Source organism: Blautia sp. AF19-13LB (assembly GCF_003479105.1).
GTDB lineage: Bacteria > Bacillota > Clostridia > Lachnospirales > Lachnospiraceae > Fusicatenibacter > Fusicatenibacter saccharivorans.
This window is the reverse complement of sequence record NZ_QUGO01000012.1, coordinates 29,547-49,539: the sequence shown is the minus strand read 5'-3', so window position 1 is coordinate 49,539 and position 19,993 is coordinate 29,547. Positions and strand designations below refer to the sequence as shown.

Here is a 19,993-nt window from a genome sequence, read left to right as displayed (position 1 = left end):
AACTGCTTACTGAGCAACTGACAGGGGCGGCGATAGTCGCCCCATACAGAAAGGAGGCGGAGGAAACGGCCAAGCGAGGAGATATTTACTACATCAGAGGGACAGAGACGACAGGCAGCGAGCAGGGCGGAAACAGACCGGCAGTAATCGTGAGCAACAACACCGGGAACCACCATGCGCCGGTAGTAGAAGTCGTTTACCTTACAACAAAGAGAAAGACCACCATTCCGACGCATGTTTATATAAATTCAGCCCGGAGGCCGTCAATAGCCCTCTGCGAGCAGATTGTAACGGTATGCAAAAGCAGGCTCAAGGAACATATCGGGAGCGTAAGCGTGGCGGAAATGAGAAAAATTGACCGGGCTTTGCAGACAAGTCTCGGAATACAGAAAACAGGAGGAGAGAATATGCAGGTAACAATCAAAACCCCATTCGGGGAAATGAGCTTTAATATGACGCAGGACAAGGCCAATGACCTTATGAAGAAAGCACTGGACTACGCAGCCGGGCAGGAGGAGAAAGAGGAAACACCCGCCAGACCTGCCAGCGTACCGCAGGAGCCGCCGAAAACTATCAAGCCAAAGGATAAGCCACGCAGCAGAGTTGAGAGCCTTTTCGGGGATTTCAGAGGCGCAGGCGTAGCACAGGAAGAAAAGGAAGAACCGGCGGAGCCGGAGGAGTACAGAGGGTTTTTGCTTATTAAGTGCCAGCATTGTGGAAAGGTCAAAGGATTTTGCAGCAAAACCCCGATGTCAAAGTACACCTGTGAGGGCTGTGGAAAGGTTACGCCGCTGCATGGCCTTAAAATGGCCCATTTACATTGCAAATGCGGGAGTTACTGGAAGTACAAGACCAACATCACCGACGAAACATTTGACTACAACTGTTTGAACTGCGGAAACCCGGTAAGTATGCAGTTGAACAACCGCAGAAACACATACGTCACAATCGAGTAAGGAGGGCGGCGGAATGATATTCAGAAAGATTTGCAACGACACCAGTACCATGAGCGCAACCGAGCTGGCCCATAATTTTGTTTTCGTGAAGAACAGGGAAGCGTGGTACAGGGATTTTGACCGTGAAATCCCTGTAAGAGACCTTATGAGAGAGATTTGTGCGAAACACGCAGCACCGGCGGACACAGACGAACTCACGGACGAGGAGCTGGACGAAATTCTTTACGATAACCTGCAGTTTGGCACAGACGACCTTGAGGGCGTATTTGCAATATTGTATATGGCTCTTTACGGAATGACAGATGTGAGAGCGTGGCTGGAAAGATATGAGACCACGGGCCTGCCGACCACGAACCGCCCGGAGGTATTGCAGGAGTGCGTAGACACCTATGGAGCAGAGGCGCAAGTGGATATGGCGGTAGAGGAAATGAGCGAGCTGACAAAGGCGTTGCTCAAATACCGCCGCAAAGCAGCACAGGGCAGCAAAGACCTCGAAGCAGCAAGAGAGAACATTCTTGAGGAGGTAGCGGACGTTATCATCATGCTTACCCAGCTTATTATGATTTACGGAGGCAGAGACCTTGTGCAGGAGACCATAGAAAACAAAGTAGACCGACAGATAAAGAGACTTGCGAATACCGAGGGAGAAACCGGCTCGGAAGTAGCGCAGGAGGTATTGCAGCCAGCGACATAAGGGAGGTGCGACATGATAATAATTTATATTCTTGCTGTCATAGGAGCAATTTCACTTCTTGGGGTTGTAGCAATGGTTTTCTTGCTTGCGATTTGTTCAATGGACGACCCGGATGAAAAAGAAACGCACGAGAAACAGTGGATATGCGCTTGACGAATGAGCATTGCATTTTCACGGTAGAAAGAGGCACTTGCAACGGGTGCCCGATTTTAGAGGAGGCGGAGAAGATTGGCAACCGATAGAATGGATAAAAACGGAGAGGGTTACGCCGACCCGACCGCCGGAGGAGCGTGGAACAGCATAAGAGAAAAGGAACGCCGGAAAGAAGCAGCACGAATGGCAGTCATAAGCAATCTCATTCCAATTTTGAAACAGACGGCGGAATTAGCAGGATTCGAGATTATAGGCAGGGTAACCCTCAAAGACAAAGCGACAGGGAAAGAGTACAGATAGGAGGTGACGACTTGACGAGAGGAGAAATAACAAAATCTCTTTCCGAGCTTGTGGAAAGGCTCATAAACCCATACAACGACCCACGGATATATTGGGCGAAAGAAGTCACGTTCGATTATTCCACCGCCCACGCCGTAAGGGTGGACTACATGAAATTCAAGCCCGTCAACAACACAGTATCGGGCATTGAAAAGGGCGACTTTTACTGTTACGAGGTAAAGTCCTCAGTAGAGGATTTCCACTCCAAGAACGGCCATAACTTTATAGGCGATTTCAACTACTATATCATGCCGGAGGAAGTTTATGCGGCAGTGAGTTTGGAAATCCCTTATGCGGTTGGAGTATATTGCCCGGACGGGGCAGAACTGCGCTCGGTCAAGAAAGCCAAAAGGAAAGACCGGGAACGACCTGTTTCGGAAATGCTTTTAATGATGTTCCGATCGGCAGCAAGAGAAAGGAGACGGGGCGATTGATGAAGAACGCTGGAGCCGACAAGCCTTATTACGCCCGGATTGACGCAAGGAAAATCTACGGCAAACGCTTTTTTGATAGTTTGCCAAAGAGAGAAAAAAGACGCCTCGAAAAAGAAGTTGAGAAAATGTATAGAAAATTCGACGAGGCGATAAAAGAAAAACTTCACAGGAGGATAATATGAACGTAGTAATTTTAACAGGCAGGCTCACAGCAGACCCGGAGCTGCGCTACACCCAGCAGGGAACGCCCTGCACCTCATTCAATTTGGCGGTAGACCGGGCAAGCAAGGACGACACGGCAGATTTTCCGACGATCGTTGCGTGGGATAAGACGGCGGAGTTTTTACAGAAGTACATGAGCAAGGGTAGCAAGATTGTTGTAAGAGGCGAAATCAGAACCAGAAACTACACTGACAATGACGGAAAGAACCGAAAAGTAACGGAAGTTGTTGCAGATAGGGTGGAATTTGCGGACAGCAAAAATCAAGGGCCGTTCGCATAAGGAGGCAGTATGGATATATTAGATGTTTGCATAACCGGGATTGTTTCAGAGGAGGAACTCAACCGAGTTGTGCGTGTGACAATCGACACGGATTGCTGGGGACAGACAGCCAGAGTGACCGGCGCATTTTTCAAGAATGACTGGGAGAGGTTCAAGCAGCGCAGGAGCTACCCGGAAAGCAAGATAATTTCCGAGGGGAGCATACCGTATTTCGAGGGACTTAGTGACGATGAATTTCACACCATGAAGTACGGGGCAAAACTCAGCGAATTTTCCGACACGGAGATAGCGGAGGAATTTAACCGACGACTGGATAGCCCGTTTCATAAAATCAAACTGAAATGGCAGGCATACATCGGAAAGTAGGGAGGAGAGACATGGTATCAGTAAAGGATTTCAAGCCGGGCCAGACAGCCTACATCTTAACCAGAAAGAGAGGCAGAACGCAGGAGCATTTTGTTTCACAGTGCGTTGTCGTATCGGTTGGAAGAAAGTATGTAAAGACAGCCAAGCAGGAAAGCGACATTCGCACATCAGACTTTTACAATGCGAGAGGCGACGACGATTACCTCTGCGAGGTCGATTACTGCAACACCGGGCGTAAACTGTTCCCGACGCAGCAGGCAGCTCTTGAGGATATTGAAAGAGATATGCTGAAAAGCTGGATTTCAAAAGCAACCGACTATTCAAGAATAGATTCATATACGGTACAGCAGCTCAGAAAGGTTAAGGAGATTTTGGAGGGTGGCGCATAATGGAACATTACAAGACAGAACGACGCATATCGGCCAGAGAAAAATTATCAGTTCACGGCGTTGATATTTGCGAACTTATCGAAAAGCAGGGAAAGCGGCAGCTCTTTGAGGAACTTGCGGACAGCATGGAGTACGGTACACCGTATTGCGTAGTAATCGAAAAGAAAATTTTGAACGACGGGCTTTCGAGTACGCTTTCGCTTGACATTAAGTTCAAAAAAATGGAGGAATAGAAAACATGAGTAAAAAGAGAAATAGAACAGCAGAGGAAAAGGCAATCCACGAGGAAGCGGTGCGCCTTAGAAAAATGACAGACCGACAGCTCGTGGAGGAGTTTCATAGAGCGGCGGAGCCGGAAGTAAGCCTCTCGTCCTCTCACGAGGCGCAGGACGAGGCAGAAGCGGCAGACCCTAACGAGAATACATCGGCAATAGAAAAGCTGCTCTCTGCGCTTTCAGACGGTGAGTGTAAGGGTATTAAGGGAGCGACAGCCTACAAGATTACGCAGTTTGCGACAGAAAAGGGGCTGATTTAATGGACGAGAGACACTACAAGGCGGTTATGACCGGCAGGAGAAGCAGAGTAGCTGGGGAATATTGGGAGAATATGCTGGAAGCGGCTTGCAGACACTACCGCCTCCACGAACAGGCAGAAATCACAAAAACCCCGGAACCGATGAAGCCATTAGGCAGACCGAACAGCAGAGGCCAGTTCCTCGCCTGCTACACCAAACAGGCGCAGCCAGACTACAAAGGAACCCTCAAGGGCGGAAAAGCTATCGTATTTGAGGCCAAGCACACGGACAGCGACAGAATGCAGCGCAGCGTGATAAGCGAGGAGCAGGAAAAGCAGCTCAACCGACATGAGAAGCTGGGAGCGGAGTGCTTCGTTATGGTTTCCTTTGGATTTGAGCAGTATTTCAAGATACCTTGGGCGATTTTTAGAGACATGAAAGACAACTACGGCAGGAAGTACATAACGCCGGAGGACGTACAGGAGTACAAAATCCGCTATGTGGGCGGTGTGCTTCAATTTTTGTAACAGAAAACAGGGAGGCGAACTCCCGGAGAAAATAAAAGGAGGGAGCTATCCATGAAGAAGAAAACAGAGATACAGGCACTCATTGAAGCCGCTGTAATGGCGGCAACGGAAGCCTGCATGAAAGGCATTGACGAGAAACTGCAGGCAGCGGTAAACCTCGGAGTGACAATCGGGGCCGCAGCCGGAGCAGAGGTCGGAGCAGCAGCGGCAGTAAAGGCCGTGGAGAGAGAAAGACAGAAATTCAAGAAGCAGCAGTACGATTATAAGTACCACAACACGAAACTGCTGTTGAGAAATTACCGCCGCCTAAATGAGTATTACAAAAACGCCGTATTTAGTACCGACGGCGCAGAGGAGGCGGATGAGAATTTTGAGGAAATCATGCAGAACATGGGCCGCCCGGCAGACGAGGAGATATTCGTAGAGAGTATTCAGAAGAACTACATCGCCACCAGAATTATTATGACCCATGTAAATAAAATGCTGGAATGTTACAAGATTATGTGCGAGCGTTCCAGCAGGGCTGACGACGCAAGACATTGGCGAGTATTGGAGTGCCTTTATATCGCAGAGGACTACACCACAGCGGAGGAAATTGCGAAGCAGGAGAAAATCGACAGGAGAACCGTGTACCGTGACGTGGATATTTGCGCAGCGGATATGACAGCTCTTTTGTTTGGAATTGGCGGTATAGACCGCTTTTGAGAGGCGAATGTCACAAAGCCGCCATTGCATTTCCACTATGGAGCTGATAAAATGGTAGGCGGTAAAGTGCGAAAAAGAGAGATACACAGTTTGGCGGAGTTATCCACAAGCTGTGTATTTTTTTGTGGATAAATGACCCAAAACGGGACGGAAAGGAGTGAGAGCGTGAATATAAGGACGCTAAAAGCAACGGAATTAAGGGCAGCAGCGTACAATCCAAGAAAGGATTTGCAGCCGGAGGACGCAGAGTACCAGAAGCTCCGCCGTTCCATTGAGGAGTTCGGCTATGTAGAGCCTATTATCTGGAACGAAAGAACAGGAACTGTCGTCGGAGGCCACCAGAGGCTCAAAGTTCTGCTCGAACAGGGAGCAGAGGAAATCGAGTGCGTAGTGGTAGACCTCGAAGAAAAGGACGAGAAAATCCTCAATGTGCTGCTCAACAAGGTAAAGGGACGTTGGGACATTGGAAAGCTGACCGACCTTTTGCAGGAGCTTGAGGAAACCGGGGACTTAGAGCTGACCGGCTATGAGGACTGGGAGTTACAGGGGCTACTCATGCAGTACGACCACATTAAAGACCTCATGGAGGAGGATTTTTCAGACTACGGGGACGATAAAGAGCGCAGCACCTTTGTTATGACGTTCAGCCTCCCGGCAGGCGCAAGGGAAACCGTAGAAAACTATGTGAAGAACACCGCCAATGCGAAAGAGGAGCTTGCGACGGCGATTATCAACAAGGTAAAGGAGGGCTTGTAATGCAGATTGTAAGAAAAAAGATTTCTGACATGGAAAGAGCAACCTACAACCCTCGTATCGACCTTATCCCCGGAGACATGGAGTATGAGAACCTGCGCAGGAGTATTAAGACCTACGGCATGATTATCCCAGTAGTATGGAATGAGAGGACGAACCGGGTAGTAGGCGGCCACCAGCGATTAACCGTGCTTGAGAATGAGGGAGAAACAGAGGTATACGTATCTGTGGTTGACCTCGATGAGACGCAGGAACGCCAGCTCAACGTCGCTCTGAACAAAGTAGAGGGCGGCTGGGATAACGATAAACTGGCGGAGCTGCTTACGCAACTGGGAGAGGACGCAACCCTCACGGGATTTACGCAGCAGGAAATCGACAGCCTCACAAATGACATTGACGGTCTTATCGACGGAGACACCGTGGACGAGGAACTGAAAAGCATTGAGGAGCTGTTCAACATCAGCCTCACATTTGACAAGGCAGACCAAGCAGACCTCAAAGCCTATGTGAAAGACTTCGGCAAAGAGGCACTTGTGGAGCTGATTATTCAGAAAGCAAAGGGGGAAATTTAGCATGGGTTGTAAATGCGGAACACAGGTTATTTTATGCAATCTCCCGATACGCTTCGACACCTACAAAGGGTGCAGCCACGGGTGTAAATACTGCTTCGTGCAGAAAAAGGCGAATATCGCCAAAATCCAGAGGGACGAGACCGTAGAGGCCCTACGCTCTTTCATAGAGGGTAAGAGAGGTCGAGAGACGGCGTGGTGCGACTGGAATATTCCTATCCATTGGGGCGGAATGAGCGACCCATTCCAGCCGATTGAAAAGAATATCAGAGCCAGCTACGAGTGTTTGAAGCTGCTGGCAGAAACGCAGTACCCATTCGTCGTAAGCACAAAGGGCAGGCTCGCAGCGGAGCCGGAATACCTTGACCTGCTGGAAAAATGCAACTGCGTTGTGCAGGTTTCTATGGTATGCAGCAAATACGACCAACTGGAACCCGGAACCCCACCGTATGAGGAGCGACTAAAAATGGTCGAGACCCTTGCTGGACGGGTGCAGAGGGTTATTGTCAGAATACAGCCGTATATGCCGGAAGTTTTCAGAGACGTTATGAAGAACATTCCGAGACTGGCAGCCGCAGGCGTTTACGGTATCGTAGTCGAGGGAATGAAGTTCTACAAAGGCAAGAAAGGCATGGTGAAAATCGGCGGCGACAACTGTTATCCGTTGAGCGTACTCAGACCGCAGTTCGAGAGTATTCGGGCAGAGGCACACCGACACGGCATGAAGTTTTACGCCGGAGAGAACCGCCTCAGAGCAATGGGCGACAGTATGTGTTGCTGCGGCATTGACGGCCTTGAGGGATTTAAGGGCAACGACTACAACCTCTGTATGCTTCTGAACGGGAAGAACCCGGAGCCAACCGAGACTATGAAACAAATCGGGACAGGCGGGTGCTTCCAGAGCCTTAACCAGATTGCCGGTATCAACAAGAAAATCAATAGCCAGTCTTTCTACGGCCTCATGCAGGAGGAGCTTGGAAACAAGACGGACTATTATAAACGGCTCTTTGGCTTAGAAGAATAGGCTGCCAGTAAAGGAGAGGAGGACAATGCCAAAATGGACTGATAAGCCGTGGGAACGTCAAAAGGGCGAAAGCGAAAAGGCATTTGAGGCATTCGTTACTTACCGGGATATGGGAGAAAAGCGGACGCTGACAGCCGTTGCGGAAAAGTTGCAAAAAAGTGGTACTTTAATTCGACGTTGGAAAAGCACATGGGATTGGGCTGAGCGTGTCCGAGCCTATGACAATGAGCTGGAAAAAGAGGCTCACACCAAAGCCGTAAAAGACCGCAAAGCAATGGTAGACCGCCATATCGGGATAGCAATGCAACTCCAAAAGAAAGCCCTTGAAGCGTTGGGACACTTATCAGCCGAGGAAATGTCCGCCAAAGACATCAAGGAATTTATCAAAATGTCGACAGAACTTGAAAGGCTCAACAGAACATTGGAGGAGGACAGCACACAGGAGAGCAGCAACTCCGACACGCTTGCTGACAGTATCATAGCGGCATACAAGAAGCGAAGGGAGGCGGAGGACGATGCTTGACAGCGAGGCTATTTTGTATTATGCCGACCACCCGGTAGAGTTTGTCGAGGACGTTATCGGGGCGAAACCCGACGCACAACAAGCAAAGATACTCCGCAGCGTTGGAAAGAACCAGCTCACAACCGTAAGAAGCGGCCACGGCGTAGGAAAAAGTACGGTTGAGGCGTGGGTGGTTATTTGGTTTATGGTTACGAGGCCATTCCCGAAGATACCATGCACAGCACCGACGCAGCACCAGTTATTTGATATTCTTTGGGCGGAGGTCAGCAAGTGGTTGAGGCACAACAAAGCCCTCTCCAATGAGCTGATATGGACAAAGGAAAAGGTCTACATGAGAGGCTACCCGGAGGAATGGTTCGCAGTAGCCAGAACAGCCAGCAAGCCGGACGCTCTGCAAGGATTTCATGCGGACGACGTTCTGTATATCATAGACGAGGCCAGCGGTGTAGACGACAGTATATTTGAGCCGGTACTTGGTGCGTTATCGACACCGGGCGCAAGGCTTTTAATGTGTGGGAATCCGACGCAGTTGTCGGGCTTTTTTTATGAGAGCCACACCAAGAATAGAGCGAGCTACGCAGCGTTCCACATCGACGGGCGGAACAGCAGCAGGGTATCGCAGGATTTTGTTCAGACAATCATCAATATGTACGGGGAGGACAGCGACGTATTCCGTGTACGAGTGGCCGGAGAGTTCCCATTGCAGGAGGACGACATTTATATTCCACTTTCACTCGTAGAAAATTCCATTATGACGGAGTTTTCTCCCCGAAAACACCCGGATTTGGTTCATATCGGGTGTGACGTTGCCCGTTTCGGAGACGATAAGACGGTAATCGGCTACAAGGTCGATGAAAAAGTCACGTTCTACAAGAAACGGCAGGGACAGGACACCATGAAAACGGCGGACGACATTGTTATGCTGGGGGAGGAGCTAGTACAGCGATACAAGCTGACAGACCCTATCCCGGTAAAGATAGACGACGGCGGCGTTGGTGGCGGCGTGGTAGACCGCTTGCGCCAGATAAAGAGGCACAACCCGGAGCGGTTCTGGTGGCTTGAGGTTTACCCGGTCAAGTTCGGCCAGAGGATAAAGCACAAGTATTTCCACGACAGCACCACATTTATGATGTCGGTTGTAAAGAAACTGTTGCAGTCCTATGACGACGACGGCAGCAGGAAGCCGGTAGAACTGATATTGCCGGACGACAACGACCTCGTAGCGCAGCTTTCCGGCAGGAAGTATGAGCTGACAGAGGCCAGCAAGATAAAAATTGAGAGTAAGGACGCAGTTAAGAAGCGAGGGCAGCCAAGCCCGGACGAGGCCGACTGCGTTCTTCTTTTATGTTTACCAGTGAAGCCACCAAAAAAGCACAGGGAGGTGAGAAAGAATGGCTAAGAGCAAACAGAGAATGGAGGCCCGCATTATCAAGGAGCATAAGCAGCAGGCCCCGGTCACAAAGGCGGACGTATCAGTACAGGTTACGCCGGAGGACGCATTCAACGCCGGAGACTGGATAATGCCGATGAATGACCGCATAGGGATGAAAACCCTTGTGAAGCACAGCACCATTCTCCCTCAGTGTATCAGAGCGTACAAGAACAATATCGCTGGTTTTGGTATCGGCGTGAGATACGTTGACGACGTAGAGGAAACCCCGGAAATGGCAGCAGAGTACAGCAGGGCGGAGGAGATTATCGAGCTGCTGAACATTGAGCAGGACACCAAAGAGGTGTTCGAGGACATCATCGAGGCGAGGGAGACCTACGGAGCTGCTTACATTGAGGTTATCCGGGACGTTGCCGGGGACGTGGTTCAGATTGAGTTCATCAAGGACACGCCCTCTGTTTATAAGACAAAGCCTCTTGAGCCGTACATCGGTTCGATGTACTACCACCACGGGAAAGAGCTTGAGCGTAAGAAACGCTTTTGCAAATTCAAGCAGGAGGTCGGAGGCAAAACGGTCTACTTCAAGGAGCTTGGCGACCCTCGAATTATGGATAGGAGAAACGGCAAGTACCTTGAGGAGGACGAAACGCTTGACCTGCAATATCAGGCCAACGAGATTATGGAGTTTACCATTGGCACGGAGCCATACGGCGAGGTGCGCTGGATAGGCCAGACGCTTGGCGTAGACGGCAGCAGGAAAGCGGAAAACCTCAATAACAATTACTTCGAGAACGGCAGGCACACGCCTCTTATGATTATGATTAAGGGCGGAACGCTGACGGACGAGAGTTTCGACAAACTGCAGCAGTATATGAATGACATCAAGGGAGAGGCCGGTCAACACGCCTTTATTATCCTTGAGACGGAGAGCAGCGACGGGCGAACAGATTTCGACCAGCAGGAAAAGCCGGAAATCGAAGTCAAAGACCTTGCGAATATCTTGCAGAAAGACGAGCTTTTCCAAGATTACCTCGATAACAACCGACGCAAGGTGCAGTCCTCTTTCCAGTTGCCAGACCTTTATGTTGGCTATACGACGGACTTCAACAGAGCGACAGCACAGACGGCGCAGGAGGTCACGGAGGAGCAGGTGTTCCAGCCAGAGCGCAAGAGCCTCGCATGGGCGATTAACAACCGCCTACTGAACGGTTACAGGTTCCAGTACGTTGAGGCTTATTTCCTTGAGCCGGACATCAGCAACCCGGACGACCTCTACAAGTTGCTTACCGTCGGCAACAACGCCGGAGGTCTTACACCGAACCTTGCAAAGAGAATTATTTACAAGGCATTGGGAGAGGACAGCGAGGACTACCCAGAGAACCCGGACGAGGCAGCATGGGGCGATATTCCGTTGTCTTATAACAAGTCGCAGAGCAGCGGCATGGGATTCGACCTCGGACAGCTTACCATGAGCCTGCAAAAGCAGATTGAGAAAGCAGCTGGGAACCACGACGACGCTGTTGTTGCCGTGATGAAAGAGGTTAAGAGCCTTTTGAAGCAAATGGATAAGGAGGCGAGCTGATATGTGTTTGAAATGCGGCCCGCTGATTAAAGCCATTGACGCATACATCGAAAAGGCAGACGGCGACCTCTCCGACACTCTCAAGGAGGAGGGCTACACCAAAGCGAAAAAAACCGTCAAGTACATTAAGGACATGGAGGACGGTGTTTCGGAGGCACTTCTGGACGAGACTGATTATATCGTCGGGGAGGTTGAAAAGGCGGTAGACCTCGAAGCCTTTGCAGCGGACATCTGGCCGAAAGTGAAGCTGAACGACGGAGTAAAGGCAAAGCTCGTTACAGTGTTCAAAGAACAGTTCGACAAGTCCATGCCGGAATTTGTCGAGGCGTACATCAAGCAGACGGACAGAGGATTGAAGCTGACGCAGGTATCGAAGCGCACAACGGCATGGATAGAGCGTTGGAGCAGCGACCTCGGAGAGATTATGAAGCTCAACAGCCACAAGGAAATTGAGAACATACTCAAAAAGGGACTTGAGAACGGTGACAGTATTTCGGCCTTTACCCGTGCTATCCTCGACAGCGGAATACGGGACGAGTATTACAAGGCCCGCAGGGTGTCAGTCACGGAGGTTTTGAGGGCGCACAGCGTAGCGCAGCAGGAAGCATTCATGCAGTCCCCGGCGGTTGAGGAGAAGATGTGGAAGCACACCGGGGAATACAGGAACGAACCCCGACAGAACCATGTTGACATGGACGGCCAGAGGGTTCCTGTAAATGAGCCTTTCGAGCTGGTAGGCGCAGACGGAGGCACATACGAGTGTATGTACCCTCGTGACCCGTCATTACCGCCGGAGGAGAGTATCAACTGCCATTGCATTTGTCAGCCGGTAGTGAGTGAGGAAATCCTCGGCCTTTCCCTTGAGGAACGACAGGCATTGCAGCAGGAAGCCATTGACGAAATGGACGATGAATGGGAGCGAGAGCTGGACGAGAGAAACAAGGCGAAAGCCGGAATAGAGGAGGAATAGCCCTCTTTCTTTCTCAGACGGCGCAGGAGCTTCCAAAACGATACGGGCGGGGAAATTACCGTCTGAACAAATAACGGTGTTTCAGAGCCGTTCAGAGCTTTACACGATAAGAGGCAGCGGTGACGCTGCTTTTTATATTTTCAGAGCCTTTGAAAGGAGGTGAAAAGGGCATGAGAAAGGGCTTAAAGAAAGCCTACGAAATCACGGACGCTAAAATCAGTTTTGTTTCACTGGTAGACAAGGCAGCCAATAAGCGTCAGTTCCTTTTGAAGAAAGCGGACGACGGAAAAGCGTCGTTTACGACCTACGGCAGAATTATCAAGGCGGACGCAGAGAGCCACTATGTTACCGGTATTGTGTACGAACCTATGGAGGAGGACAGCCACGGCAACTACATGACCGAGGAGGAAATCACCAAAGCGGCGTACTGGTTTGCGAAGAATGGCGACAAGGTGGACTTGCAGCACAGTTTTGATGTTCTGGACGGAGCAACCGTCGTGGAAAACTGGATTGCGAAAGCAGATTTTGAAATCGACGGCGAGACAATCCGAAAGGGAACATGGCTTATGACCGTTGAGGTAACGGACGAGAGCGTGTGGGAAGCCATTGAAAAGGGCGACATCACAGGCTTTAGCATGGGCGGAGTTGGAAATTACAGTGAGGAGGACGTAGAGTTGGACGAAGTGACAAAGCAGGCAGCGGGCAGCTCAAAGAAAGGGTTGCTGAAACAGTTGGCGGCGGCATTGGGTGTCAATGTCGTGGAAAAGGGTGCTATGGCGGAGCTTTACGAGGAGCGCAGCAAAGGCAGTCTTTTTTGGAACGCCTTTAACTCCCTTGAGGAGATTTTATACAAGTATGACCCGATTACGGGACGCTGGCAGTATGAAGCGAATGAGGACAAGGTGCGTGAGTGCCTTGAGGACTTTGTTTCTATCATCACCAGCATTTTGACCGGGAAAGAAAGTATCACGAAAGCCATTGAAGCTGACCGCCCGGATGGGATTGAAAAGGCCGGTAAGAAAATGAGCACCAAGAACAAGGATACCCTGTCGGGCATTTATGAAAGTCTCGGCACATTCCTTAAAGAGTTCGACGACCCGGAGGAGAACCCGGACGATGAAAAGAATAAATCCAAAGAGGACGAGACCGGGGTGGAGGACGACAAAACCAAAAAGAAAGACGAGGAGGAAAAAGAAGTGACTAAACAGGAAGTTGAAGCGATTGTTACAAAGTCCCTTGAGGCTTCTATCGCAAAGGCTATGGGCGCAGGCGAGGCGGACGACAAGGGCGAGGCCGCAGCACAGGCGCAGGCAGCAGGCGTTGAGAAGTCCGAGGAGCTTACCCCGGAGAGTATCGACGCAATGGTACAGGCGGCAGTAGAAAAGGCTCTCAAGCCGCAGGAGGAGCCTCATGTTACTACCGAACAGGTGCAGAACATGATTACCAAAGCGGTTGAGAACGCTACCGCCTCTGTTCTGAAAAGCAGAGGGCTTCCGAGCAATTTCAACGGCGACGGAAGCGTACAGAAGTCAGCAGGTGAGGAACATTACCTGCACGGCATTCTCTAATACAACATAAGGAGGAAAAACAGAATATGAACAGCAACAGCACAATCATCAGAAAAGCGGCCATTTCCACTGGTTCGCTCACTTCCGGGCTGCTTAACCCGGAACAGGCCCGAAAGTTCATTCAGCAGACTTTCGACGCTACCAACCTCGGCGGCCTTATCCGCCATGAGCAGCGTACCGCAAAGACTGGCGAAATCGACAAGATTGGTATTGCCAGCCGTATTGTCCGTAAAAAGACAGAGAACGCAGACGACGGCTATCGTGCAGGCGTAAACACTTCCCAGATTGAATATGCGACTACCGCTATTCGACTTCCGTGGGAAATCACTGAGGAGAGCCTGCGTGAGAACATCGAGGGTCAGAACCTCGAAAAGATTATCACCGACCTTATGACCGCACAGCTCGGTGTTGACCTTGAGGACTTGTACCTCAACGGTAACGAGGGTGCCGGTACTGCAAAGGCGTTCTCCGCTACGGAGACTTACAAGGCCGGTGATACCGTAACCTACAACGGCAGCGTCTACGAGTTCCAGAAAGCACACGCAGCAGGCGCATGGAATGACAGCGATGTGAGAGAAATCGGTGAGGCCGGTGATGTTGATTTCCTTAAAATCAACGACGGCTGGCTCAAGCAGATTGGCAACGGCGGCCATGTACTCGACGTTTCCACTCAGAGCGATATGAGCCTCGATATGTTCTACAAGGCACTCGGCTCTATTCCGAACAAGTACAACAACGGCAAGCTCCGCTGGCTCATGTCTCCTAAGAGAGCGCAGGAGTGGGAACTGTTCCTGCTTAACAAGGTTGTAAATGCAGGCGGCGCAGTGCCGGAGAGCGTTTACAGCAGCCCGGCTCGTATTCCTACTGTTGAATGCCCGTCTCTTTCTGACGACCGCATTCTGCTTACCGACCCGAAGAACCTTATCGTCGTAAACACTTACGATGTGAAGATTCGCAAGACCACAGAGGGCAAGGAAGCAATCATGCAGGATAAGCGTTTCTACGTTACCCATTTGGACTACGACCCGATTATCGAGGAGCTGGACGCTACTGCCATGATTAAGCTGAAATAAGGAGGGCTGGCCTATGTATCATTTGAGACTGATTAAAGCCCTCTCTTATACCGGCCTCGTAAGCGCAACACAGAAGAACCCGGACACCTTTACGGAGGATAAGGCTATTGCGGACGACGCAGTAGCCTCCGGCTATTTCACACTGATTGAGGACGAGGCAGAGGAGGAGCAGCAGGAAGCCAAGTACCACCTCGATAAGGCGCAGCTCGACGAAATGAAGTTCGACGACCTCAAGAAACTTGCGGCTGACATGGGTATCGACATCACCGGCATTAAGAAAAAGGCCGACCTCGTGGACGCTATCGCAGCCGTTGAGGTTGAACCGGGAGAGCCGGTGGACGATGAAAACGAGGTTGACTACGGCGAGGACGCAGGCAGCCCGACAATGATTGAGCTGCAGGAGCAGTAACAGGAGGTGCAGACATGGCAGACAGACCGTGGGTTACACCAGACGAGGTAAGGGAGTATTCCGAGATACCGGCGGTTCAGAAGCGCAGCGACGCAAGGCTCACGGTGGATATTGCGAGAGCGGAGCAGTATATCATCACATATACGCACAATTCATTCAAAGATATGGAGGAGGTTCCGCAGGCGGTCAAGACGGCAGTTCTTATACTGGCGGAGGCTTACGCTCACAATGCAATTGTCGCAGCCAAAGAGGTAAAGTCGGAGACATTCGACGATTACAGTTACACCGCAGAGTCAACGCAGATAAGCGTAGAGGCATTAGACCTCGCCGCCCTGCTTGACGGCTTTGTTATCACGGAGCCGAGAAACGGCGTAACACTTCGCATGAGGAAATTGTAGGGAGGTGCTGAATGAGTTTAGAGAACCTTTTGAACCACACCTGCAATATTTATCACGCAAGGGAGGAGCAGAAATCACCCGGTTATGGGTTGCCTGCCTCTCCCTCTTTTTATTACCCGGAGGAGCCGGACGTTGCGGAGCAGGAGTGCCACTTCGGAGTGCGCTCGCAGAGCGTCACTATCACGCAGACGCAGCCGGTAAACATCATGGACGCAAAGATAAAGCTCACACTTCCAATCGGGGCAGACATTCGCCTAAACGACAAGATTGTGGACTGCAAAACCGGACTTGAGTACACGGCAGAGCAGCCCGTCGATGTAAGAGGACATCACCTATTTGCCTATATCAAGAAGATTGGGGAGGAGAAGATGTTATGAGCAGGTTAGACATCGACATGACAGAGTTCAAAGAGTTTTTCGGAAAAATGGAGCAGTTTGCGAAAGGGCAATTCAAAGAGGAGCTTATCGAGTATGTAGATACGATAGGCTTTGATTTTTTGCGGGTTGTGCAGGACGAAATCGTGCGCCGCAAGGTTATCGACACAAGATTGTTGCTCGCCAGCTTTGAAAAAGGCAGTGCAGGCAACATTTGGGAGATTGCCGACGGAGGGCTGACGCTGGAAGTCGGAACCAATGTGGAGTATGCGACGTATGTTCACGACGGACACTGGACGAACAGCAAGGGCGTAGCGCAGCGGTGGGTTCCCGGTTACTGGGAGGGAGACCGCTTCATATACGACCCGGCGGCAAAGACGGGCATGTTGCTGAAACAGAAATGGGTAAAAGGCAACCCGTACTTTGACAGCGCAATCCGTATCTACAACAAAATTTTTCAAGCCAGCCTTGAGGTCAAGCTGGAAGAATGGCTCGACAAGTATCTTGGCGGCTGATAGGAGGCGGGAAAGTGCTTGAGCAGGAATTAGCCAGCATTATCAAATTCACGCTCGACAGAGCAGGAAACCCGTCGCCGTACTACTGGAACGTGCAGGAGAACTTCTGCGTACCAGCGGCTTATTTCCCTACGCCGGAGATTATGACAGGAGGAGAAACGCTACGGACGTATTCTATGGACTACGCATGGTATATCATGTTTTTCCACCATACGGCGCAGGAGGCGTATGCTCTTGGGCTTTCAGTTCTTACGGCGATTAAGGGCAGCAGGAACCTCATACCGCTCATAACGGAAACGGGAGAGCCAGCAGGAGGGAAACTGCGAATAGACGACCCCTCACTCAAGATTTTGGACGACGGGGCCGCACAACTTACGCTGAATTGGAGGAGCCGCAGGCCGTATGACATGACCGAGGTGACGAAAATGCAGACGTTTGAGGTGGAGGGCTGGAAAAACCCGGATATTTACATCGAAAGAGTGATACCGGCGGCCTTTGCAGAGGCTATCACGCATTGCAAGACCATGTACCCGACACCGCCACAAAACGCCGGGACAATACCCGGTAAACCATAAGGAGGAGCTTTTATGGCACAGAAAGACACGGCAGCCGGAGTAACCGAGGAGAAAACCGCCGAAAAAGCAGCGGCTCCGAAGTTCCCGGTGGAGAAACTGGCTGCGCATTGCAGACAGCTTTTTGGCGTTTCCTCTTGCACCTTTGCAGGGGCGACGCAGGGCATGACGGGAGAGTACACCGTCGAAGAAATGAAAGCGCACATCAAGAAATGGTGCGGACAGGAGGTTAAGTAAATGGCAGGAGGAACATTCGACAAGCAGGTTGGTAAAGACCGTCCGGGTACTTATATCAACTTCCAGAGCGGCAAGCACGACACCGTAGGCGGCAGCGACCGTGGTATCGTCATTATCCCGCTCAAGAACCACAACTACGGCCCCAAAGGGGAGTTTATCACCCTTACAGCAGCAGCCCCGGACGCTGCGTATGCAAAGCTGGGTTACAGCATTTACGACAGCGACGACAATCGCCAGATGTTGCTTATTCGTGAGGCGTTCAAGAAAGCCGCAACGGTCATTGTTTACCGTGTGAACGGAGGAACCGAAGCGAAAGTAACCGCTGCGCCGGTTACTGCGAAAGCAAAATATCCCGGCACGAGAGGCAATCAGTTCAGCTTTACTGTTTCTGAGAACCCGGTAGAGGGCTTTGACGTACAGGTAAACCTCGCAGGCAGCAAGGTAGCGGAGTACACCGGTCTCAAGACCGTAGAGGAACTGGTAGCGCAGGATTGCGAGTATATCACATTCAGCGGTACCGGCGCACTGGTTAAGAACGCCGGGGCAAACCTTACCGGCGGAACTGATGTAACCATGCAGAACGCCGATGTAACAGCACTGCTCGACGCAAGCGAGGGCGTGAAGTTCAACTGTATGTGCTTCCCGTTCACGGAGGCGGCTCTGCAGGCGGCAGCAAAGACCAAAATCAAGTACATTCGTGAGAACATCGGAAAGGGTGTTCAGATTGCTATGCCGAATACGGCCTCTGGCGATTATGAGGGAGTTATCAATGTTACCAACGGCGTAACGGTTGACGGCGTTGACCTCACAGCGGAGGAGGCTTGCGCTTGGGTTGCGGCAGCGACGGCAGCAGCAAAGAACACGCAGAGTAACACCTACGTCGAGTACGACGGTGCAACCGCCGTTGTAGGCGCAAAAACTCACGAGGAAGCGGTAGCGGCTATCAAGAACGGTGAGTTTTTCTTCTCCGTAAGCGAGGAGAGCAAAGTTGTTGTTGAGTACGACATCAACAGCCTTGTGAGCTTCAAGGACGGCAAGGACAAGTCCTACCGTAAGAACAGAGTTATCCGTGTGTTTGATACTTTCGGAGAGGCTTTGCAGCTCAACTTCCCTCCGAACAAATATGACAATGACCCGGACGGCTGGGACATCATGGAGGGCATTGGCCGCTCGCTCTTGAAGAAATTCAGAGACGCAGGGGCTATCAAGAACGTAGACCTCGACAACGACTTTCTTGTTGACAGAGAGCTTTCTGAGGGAGACGAGACCTACTTCAATGTCGGCCTCGAACCCGTTGACAGCTCCGAGAAAATCTACTTCACGGTCACTACACGATAAGGAGGATAAGCGGATATGGAATATAACAAAAATCCGATTTCCCTTAGAGAGGGAAAGGTATTCATTGACGGCGTAGAGTGCCTTGATAGTGTCAACTGCACTATCAAATTTACGCCGGACGTTTGGACGGGCAAGCAGTTGGGCGAGCGTTCCAACAGCAGCCGTTGGCTGGGCTTTGCCATTACCGGCACTATCACCCGCCGTCGCTCCAACAACTGGCTCAAGACCAAGATTAAGGAATACGCAGCCAGCGGAGCGACCCCGGAGCTTACTATTCAGGGCATTATGAACGATGCCAACAGCGACTACTACGCAGCTCACGGCTCCGACGTGACAACCGTTGTCGGCTGCGTACTTACCGGCGATTTGCCTCTTACTGCGCTTGACAGCGAGGGACAGGTCGTAGACGACGCTATCAACTTCAACGGCAAAGACCTCGTATAAGGTCTGAAACCAGAACCAACAAAACAGCCCCTCGACGGCCAGAAACCGGGAGGGGCTTTATTCATTGTAAAGGAGAAAATTCATCATGGCTAAGAAAGATTTGAAATATTTTATGCGCAGCACTGAGGCAGAAGTTGTTACCGCTCCCGGCCCGGAGAGTTTCAAGGACGAGGACGGCAATGTTATCCAGTTTGAAATCAAGGTTCTTTCGCAGGAGGAAATCAACCGTATCAACGACAACTACCGCCGCCACAGCATGGCAACCGACAAGAAAGGCAATCCGCTTGTAAACGGTGGCGAGATTGTTTGGAAAACTGAGAGGGACAGCGCAAAGGCCAGCCGTCACATGATTGTTGAGGCATTGCAGTACCCAGACCTCAAAGACCCGGAGCTGATGAAGTATTACGGCTGCGTTGACGTAACCGATATGCCTCTCAAGGTATTCCCGAAGCCGGACGAGTACCAGCACGTTTCCCGTATCGTTATGCAGGCCCTCGGCCTTATGAGCAAGGTTACTGACGACGAGGACGTAGAAGCAGCAAAAAACTCATAAACACTCCCGGCGGAGACGGATATTGGGCGAGTATCTTGTGGCAGCGGCATAACCTCCGCATGGAGGAATTTTATGCCATGCCACGGAGATTGCAGCTCTTGTATATTGCGTCTGAGCTTGAG

The 19,993-nt window shown here is 51.0% G+C and carries 31 protein-coding genes and 1 pseudogene; all 32 read left to right on the top strand.

The genetic code is table 11. The features are described from left to right. Positions 1-2: 2 nt before the first annotated feature. Positions 3-317: pseudogene (locus DWX32_RS20895) on the top strand (type II toxin-antitoxin system PemK/MazF family toxin); the annotation flags it as partial. Between the two features lie 90 nt (positions 318-407). Next, a complete protein-coding gene (locus DWX32_RS20175; protein WP_243037590.1) occupies positions 408-956 on the top strand; it encodes a hypothetical protein in 549 nt (182 codons plus the stop codon). A 13-nt stretch (positions 957-969) separates the two neighbouring features. Beyond that, entirely contained in the window at positions 970-1,650 is a 681-nt protein-coding gene (locus DWX32_RS13150; RefSeq protein ID WP_118046946.1) for a hypothetical protein, read from the top strand. 12 nt (positions 1,651-1,662) lie between these two features. Beyond that, positions 1,663-1,803 carry a hypothetical protein gene (locus tag DWX32_RS19690; RefSeq protein ID WP_158579591.1) on the top strand — a complete coding sequence of 47 codons (141 nt, stop codon included), beginning with the start codon at positions 1,663-1,665 and terminating at the stop codon, positions 1,801-1,803. A gap of 75 nt (positions 1,804-1,878) precedes the next feature. Continuing rightward, positions 1,879-2,103: a hypothetical protein gene (locus DWX32_RS13145; protein WP_242988846.1), complete on the top strand. Its 225-nt coding sequence runs from the start codon at positions 1,879-1,881 to the stop codon at positions 2,101-2,103. 11 nt (positions 2,104-2,114) lie between these two features. Then, entirely contained in the window at positions 2,115-2,576 is a 462-nt protein-coding gene (locus tag DWX32_RS13140) for a hypothetical protein (RefSeq protein ID WP_242988845.1), read from the top strand. Next, positions 2,576-2,758 carry a hypothetical protein gene (locus tag DWX32_RS13135; RefSeq protein ID WP_118046945.1) on the top strand — a complete coding sequence of 61 codons (183 nt, stop codon included), beginning with the start codon at positions 2,576-2,578 and terminating at the stop codon, positions 2,756-2,758. The genes DWX32_RS13140 and DWX32_RS13135 overlap by 1 nt, the downstream gene beginning before the upstream one ends. Continuing rightward, positions 2,755-3,078, top strand: a complete 324-nt coding sequence (locus DWX32_RS13130) for a single-stranded DNA-binding protein (RefSeq protein ID WP_118046943.1) — start codon at positions 2,755-2,757, stop codon at positions 3,076-3,078. Before DWX32_RS13135 ends, DWX32_RS13130 begins: the two co-directional genes overlap by 4 nt. A 9-nt stretch (positions 3,079-3,087) precedes the next feature. Further along, positions 3,088-3,444 (top strand): hypothetical protein, encoded by a 357-nt coding sequence (locus DWX32_RS13125; RefSeq protein ID WP_118046941.1) that lies wholly within the window; start codon positions 3,088-3,090, stop codon positions 3,442-3,444. A gap of 11 nt (positions 3,445-3,455) precedes the next feature. Then, entirely contained in the window at positions 3,456-3,833 is a 378-nt protein-coding gene (locus tag DWX32_RS13120; protein WP_118046940.1) for a beta barrel domain-containing protein, read from the top strand. After that, positions 3,833-4,066, top strand: a complete 234-nt coding sequence (locus DWX32_RS13115) for a hypothetical protein (protein WP_118046938.1) — start codon at positions 3,833-3,835, stop codon at positions 4,064-4,066. Before DWX32_RS13120 ends, DWX32_RS13115 begins: the two co-directional genes overlap by 1 nt. Before the next feature lie 5 nt (positions 4,067-4,071). After that, entirely contained in the window at positions 4,072-4,368 is a 297-nt protein-coding gene (locus DWX32_RS13110; RefSeq protein WP_118046937.1) for a hypothetical protein, read from the top strand. Then, entirely contained in the window at positions 4,368-4,874 is a 507-nt protein-coding gene (locus tag DWX32_RS13105; protein WP_118046935.1) for a Holliday junction resolvase RecU, read from the top strand. The genes DWX32_RS13110 and DWX32_RS13105 overlap by 1 nt, the downstream gene beginning before the upstream one ends. A 51-nt stretch (positions 4,875-4,925) precedes the next feature. Next, positions 4,926-5,579 (top strand): HTH domain-containing protein, encoded by a 654-nt coding sequence (locus DWX32_RS13100; RefSeq protein WP_118046933.1) that lies wholly within the window; start codon positions 4,926-4,928, stop codon positions 5,577-5,579. Between the two features lie 165 nt (positions 5,580-5,744). Beyond that, positions 5,745-6,335, top strand: coding sequence for a ParB N-terminal domain-containing protein (locus tag DWX32_RS13095; protein ID WP_118046932.1), 591 nt, complete (start codon positions 5,745-5,747; stop codon positions 6,333-6,335). Then, positions 6,335-6,904, top strand: coding sequence for a ParB N-terminal domain-containing protein (locus DWX32_RS13090; RefSeq protein WP_118046930.1), 570 nt, complete (start codon positions 6,335-6,337; stop codon positions 6,902-6,904). Before DWX32_RS13095 ends, DWX32_RS13090 begins: the two co-directional genes overlap by 1 nt. 1 nt (position 6,905) lies before the next feature. Further along, on the top strand, positions 6,906-7,925 hold the full coding sequence (locus DWX32_RS13085; RefSeq protein ID WP_118046929.1) for a radical SAM protein: 1,020 nt from the start codon (positions 6,906-6,908) through the stop codon (positions 7,923-7,925). 25 nt (positions 7,926-7,950) lie between these two features. Continuing rightward, positions 7,951-8,448, top strand: coding sequence for a hypothetical protein (locus DWX32_RS13080; protein ID WP_118046927.1), 498 nt, complete (start codon positions 7,951-7,953; stop codon positions 8,446-8,448). After that, positions 8,441-9,847: a terminase B gene (locus tag DWX32_RS13075; RefSeq protein WP_181980005.1), complete on the top strand. Its 1,407-nt coding sequence runs from the start codon at positions 8,441-8,443 to the stop codon at positions 9,845-9,847. Before DWX32_RS13080 ends, DWX32_RS13075 begins: the two co-directional genes overlap by 8 nt. Continuing rightward, complete coding sequence (locus tag DWX32_RS13070) at positions 9,840-11,420, top strand: phage portal protein (protein ID WP_118046925.1); 1,581 nt, start codon at positions 9,840-9,842, stop codon at positions 11,418-11,420. Before DWX32_RS13075 ends, DWX32_RS13070 begins: the two co-directional genes overlap by 8 nt. A gap of 1 nt (position 11,421) precedes the next feature. Beyond that, complete coding sequence (locus tag DWX32_RS13065; RefSeq protein ID WP_118046923.1) at positions 11,422-12,390, top strand: phage minor head protein; 969 nt, start codon at positions 11,422-11,424, stop codon at positions 12,388-12,390. Positions 12,391-12,560: 170 nt separating this feature from the next. Then, positions 12,561-13,958, top strand: a complete 1,398-nt coding sequence (locus tag DWX32_RS13060) for an XkdF-like putative serine protease domain-containing protein (protein ID WP_118046922.1) — start codon at positions 12,561-12,563, stop codon at positions 13,956-13,958. 26 nt (positions 13,959-13,984) lie between these two features. After that, complete coding sequence (locus DWX32_RS19900; RefSeq protein WP_118046920.1) at positions 13,985-15,031, top strand: carbohydrate-binding protein; 1,047 nt, start codon at positions 13,985-13,987, stop codon at positions 15,029-15,031. A gap of 13 nt (positions 15,032-15,044) precedes the next feature. Next, a complete protein-coding gene (locus DWX32_RS13050; protein WP_118046919.1) occupies positions 15,045-15,440 on the top strand; it encodes a hypothetical protein in 396 nt (131 codons plus the stop codon). A gap of 14 nt (positions 15,441-15,454) precedes the next feature. Beyond that, positions 15,455-15,838 carry a DUF3199 family protein gene (locus DWX32_RS13045; protein WP_118046917.1) on the top strand — a complete coding sequence of 128 codons (384 nt, stop codon included), beginning with the start codon at positions 15,455-15,457 and terminating at the stop codon, positions 15,836-15,838. Between the two features lie 11 nt (positions 15,839-15,849). Beyond that, the gene (locus DWX32_RS13040) at positions 15,850-16,215 is read left to right on the top strand and encodes a DUF3599 family protein (protein WP_118046915.1); all 366 of its coding nucleotides are present in this window, start codon (positions 15,850-15,852) and stop codon (positions 16,213-16,215) included. Then, positions 16,212-16,727, top strand: a complete 516-nt coding sequence (locus DWX32_RS13035; RefSeq protein WP_199671278.1) for an HK97 gp10 family phage protein — start codon at positions 16,212-16,214, stop codon at positions 16,725-16,727. The genes DWX32_RS13040 and DWX32_RS13035 overlap by 4 nt, the downstream gene beginning before the upstream one ends. Before the next feature lie 14 nt (positions 16,728-16,741). Beyond that, on the top strand, positions 16,742-17,302 hold the full coding sequence (locus DWX32_RS13030; RefSeq protein ID WP_118046914.1) for a hypothetical protein: 561 nt from the start codon (positions 16,742-16,744) through the stop codon (positions 17,300-17,302). A 12-nt stretch (positions 17,303-17,314) separates the two neighbouring features. Continuing rightward, complete coding sequence (locus DWX32_RS13025; RefSeq protein ID WP_118046912.1) at positions 17,315-17,536, top strand: hypothetical protein; 222 nt, start codon at positions 17,315-17,317, stop codon at positions 17,534-17,536. Continuing rightward, complete coding sequence (locus tag DWX32_RS13020; RefSeq protein ID WP_118046910.1) at positions 17,537-18,874, top strand: phage tail sheath family protein; 1,338 nt, start codon at positions 17,537-17,539, stop codon at positions 18,872-18,874. It abuts the gene before it with no gap. 15 nt (positions 18,875-18,889) lie between these two features. Next, positions 18,890-19,318, top strand: coding sequence for a phage tail tube protein (locus DWX32_RS13015; protein WP_118046908.1), 429 nt, complete (start codon positions 18,890-18,892; stop codon positions 19,316-19,318). 85 nt (positions 19,319-19,403) lie between these two features. Then, on the top strand, positions 19,404-19,871 hold the full coding sequence (locus tag DWX32_RS13010; protein WP_118046906.1) for a phage tail assembly chaperone: 468 nt from the start codon (positions 19,404-19,406) through the stop codon (positions 19,869-19,871). Positions 19,872-19,993 lie beyond the last annotated feature (122 nt).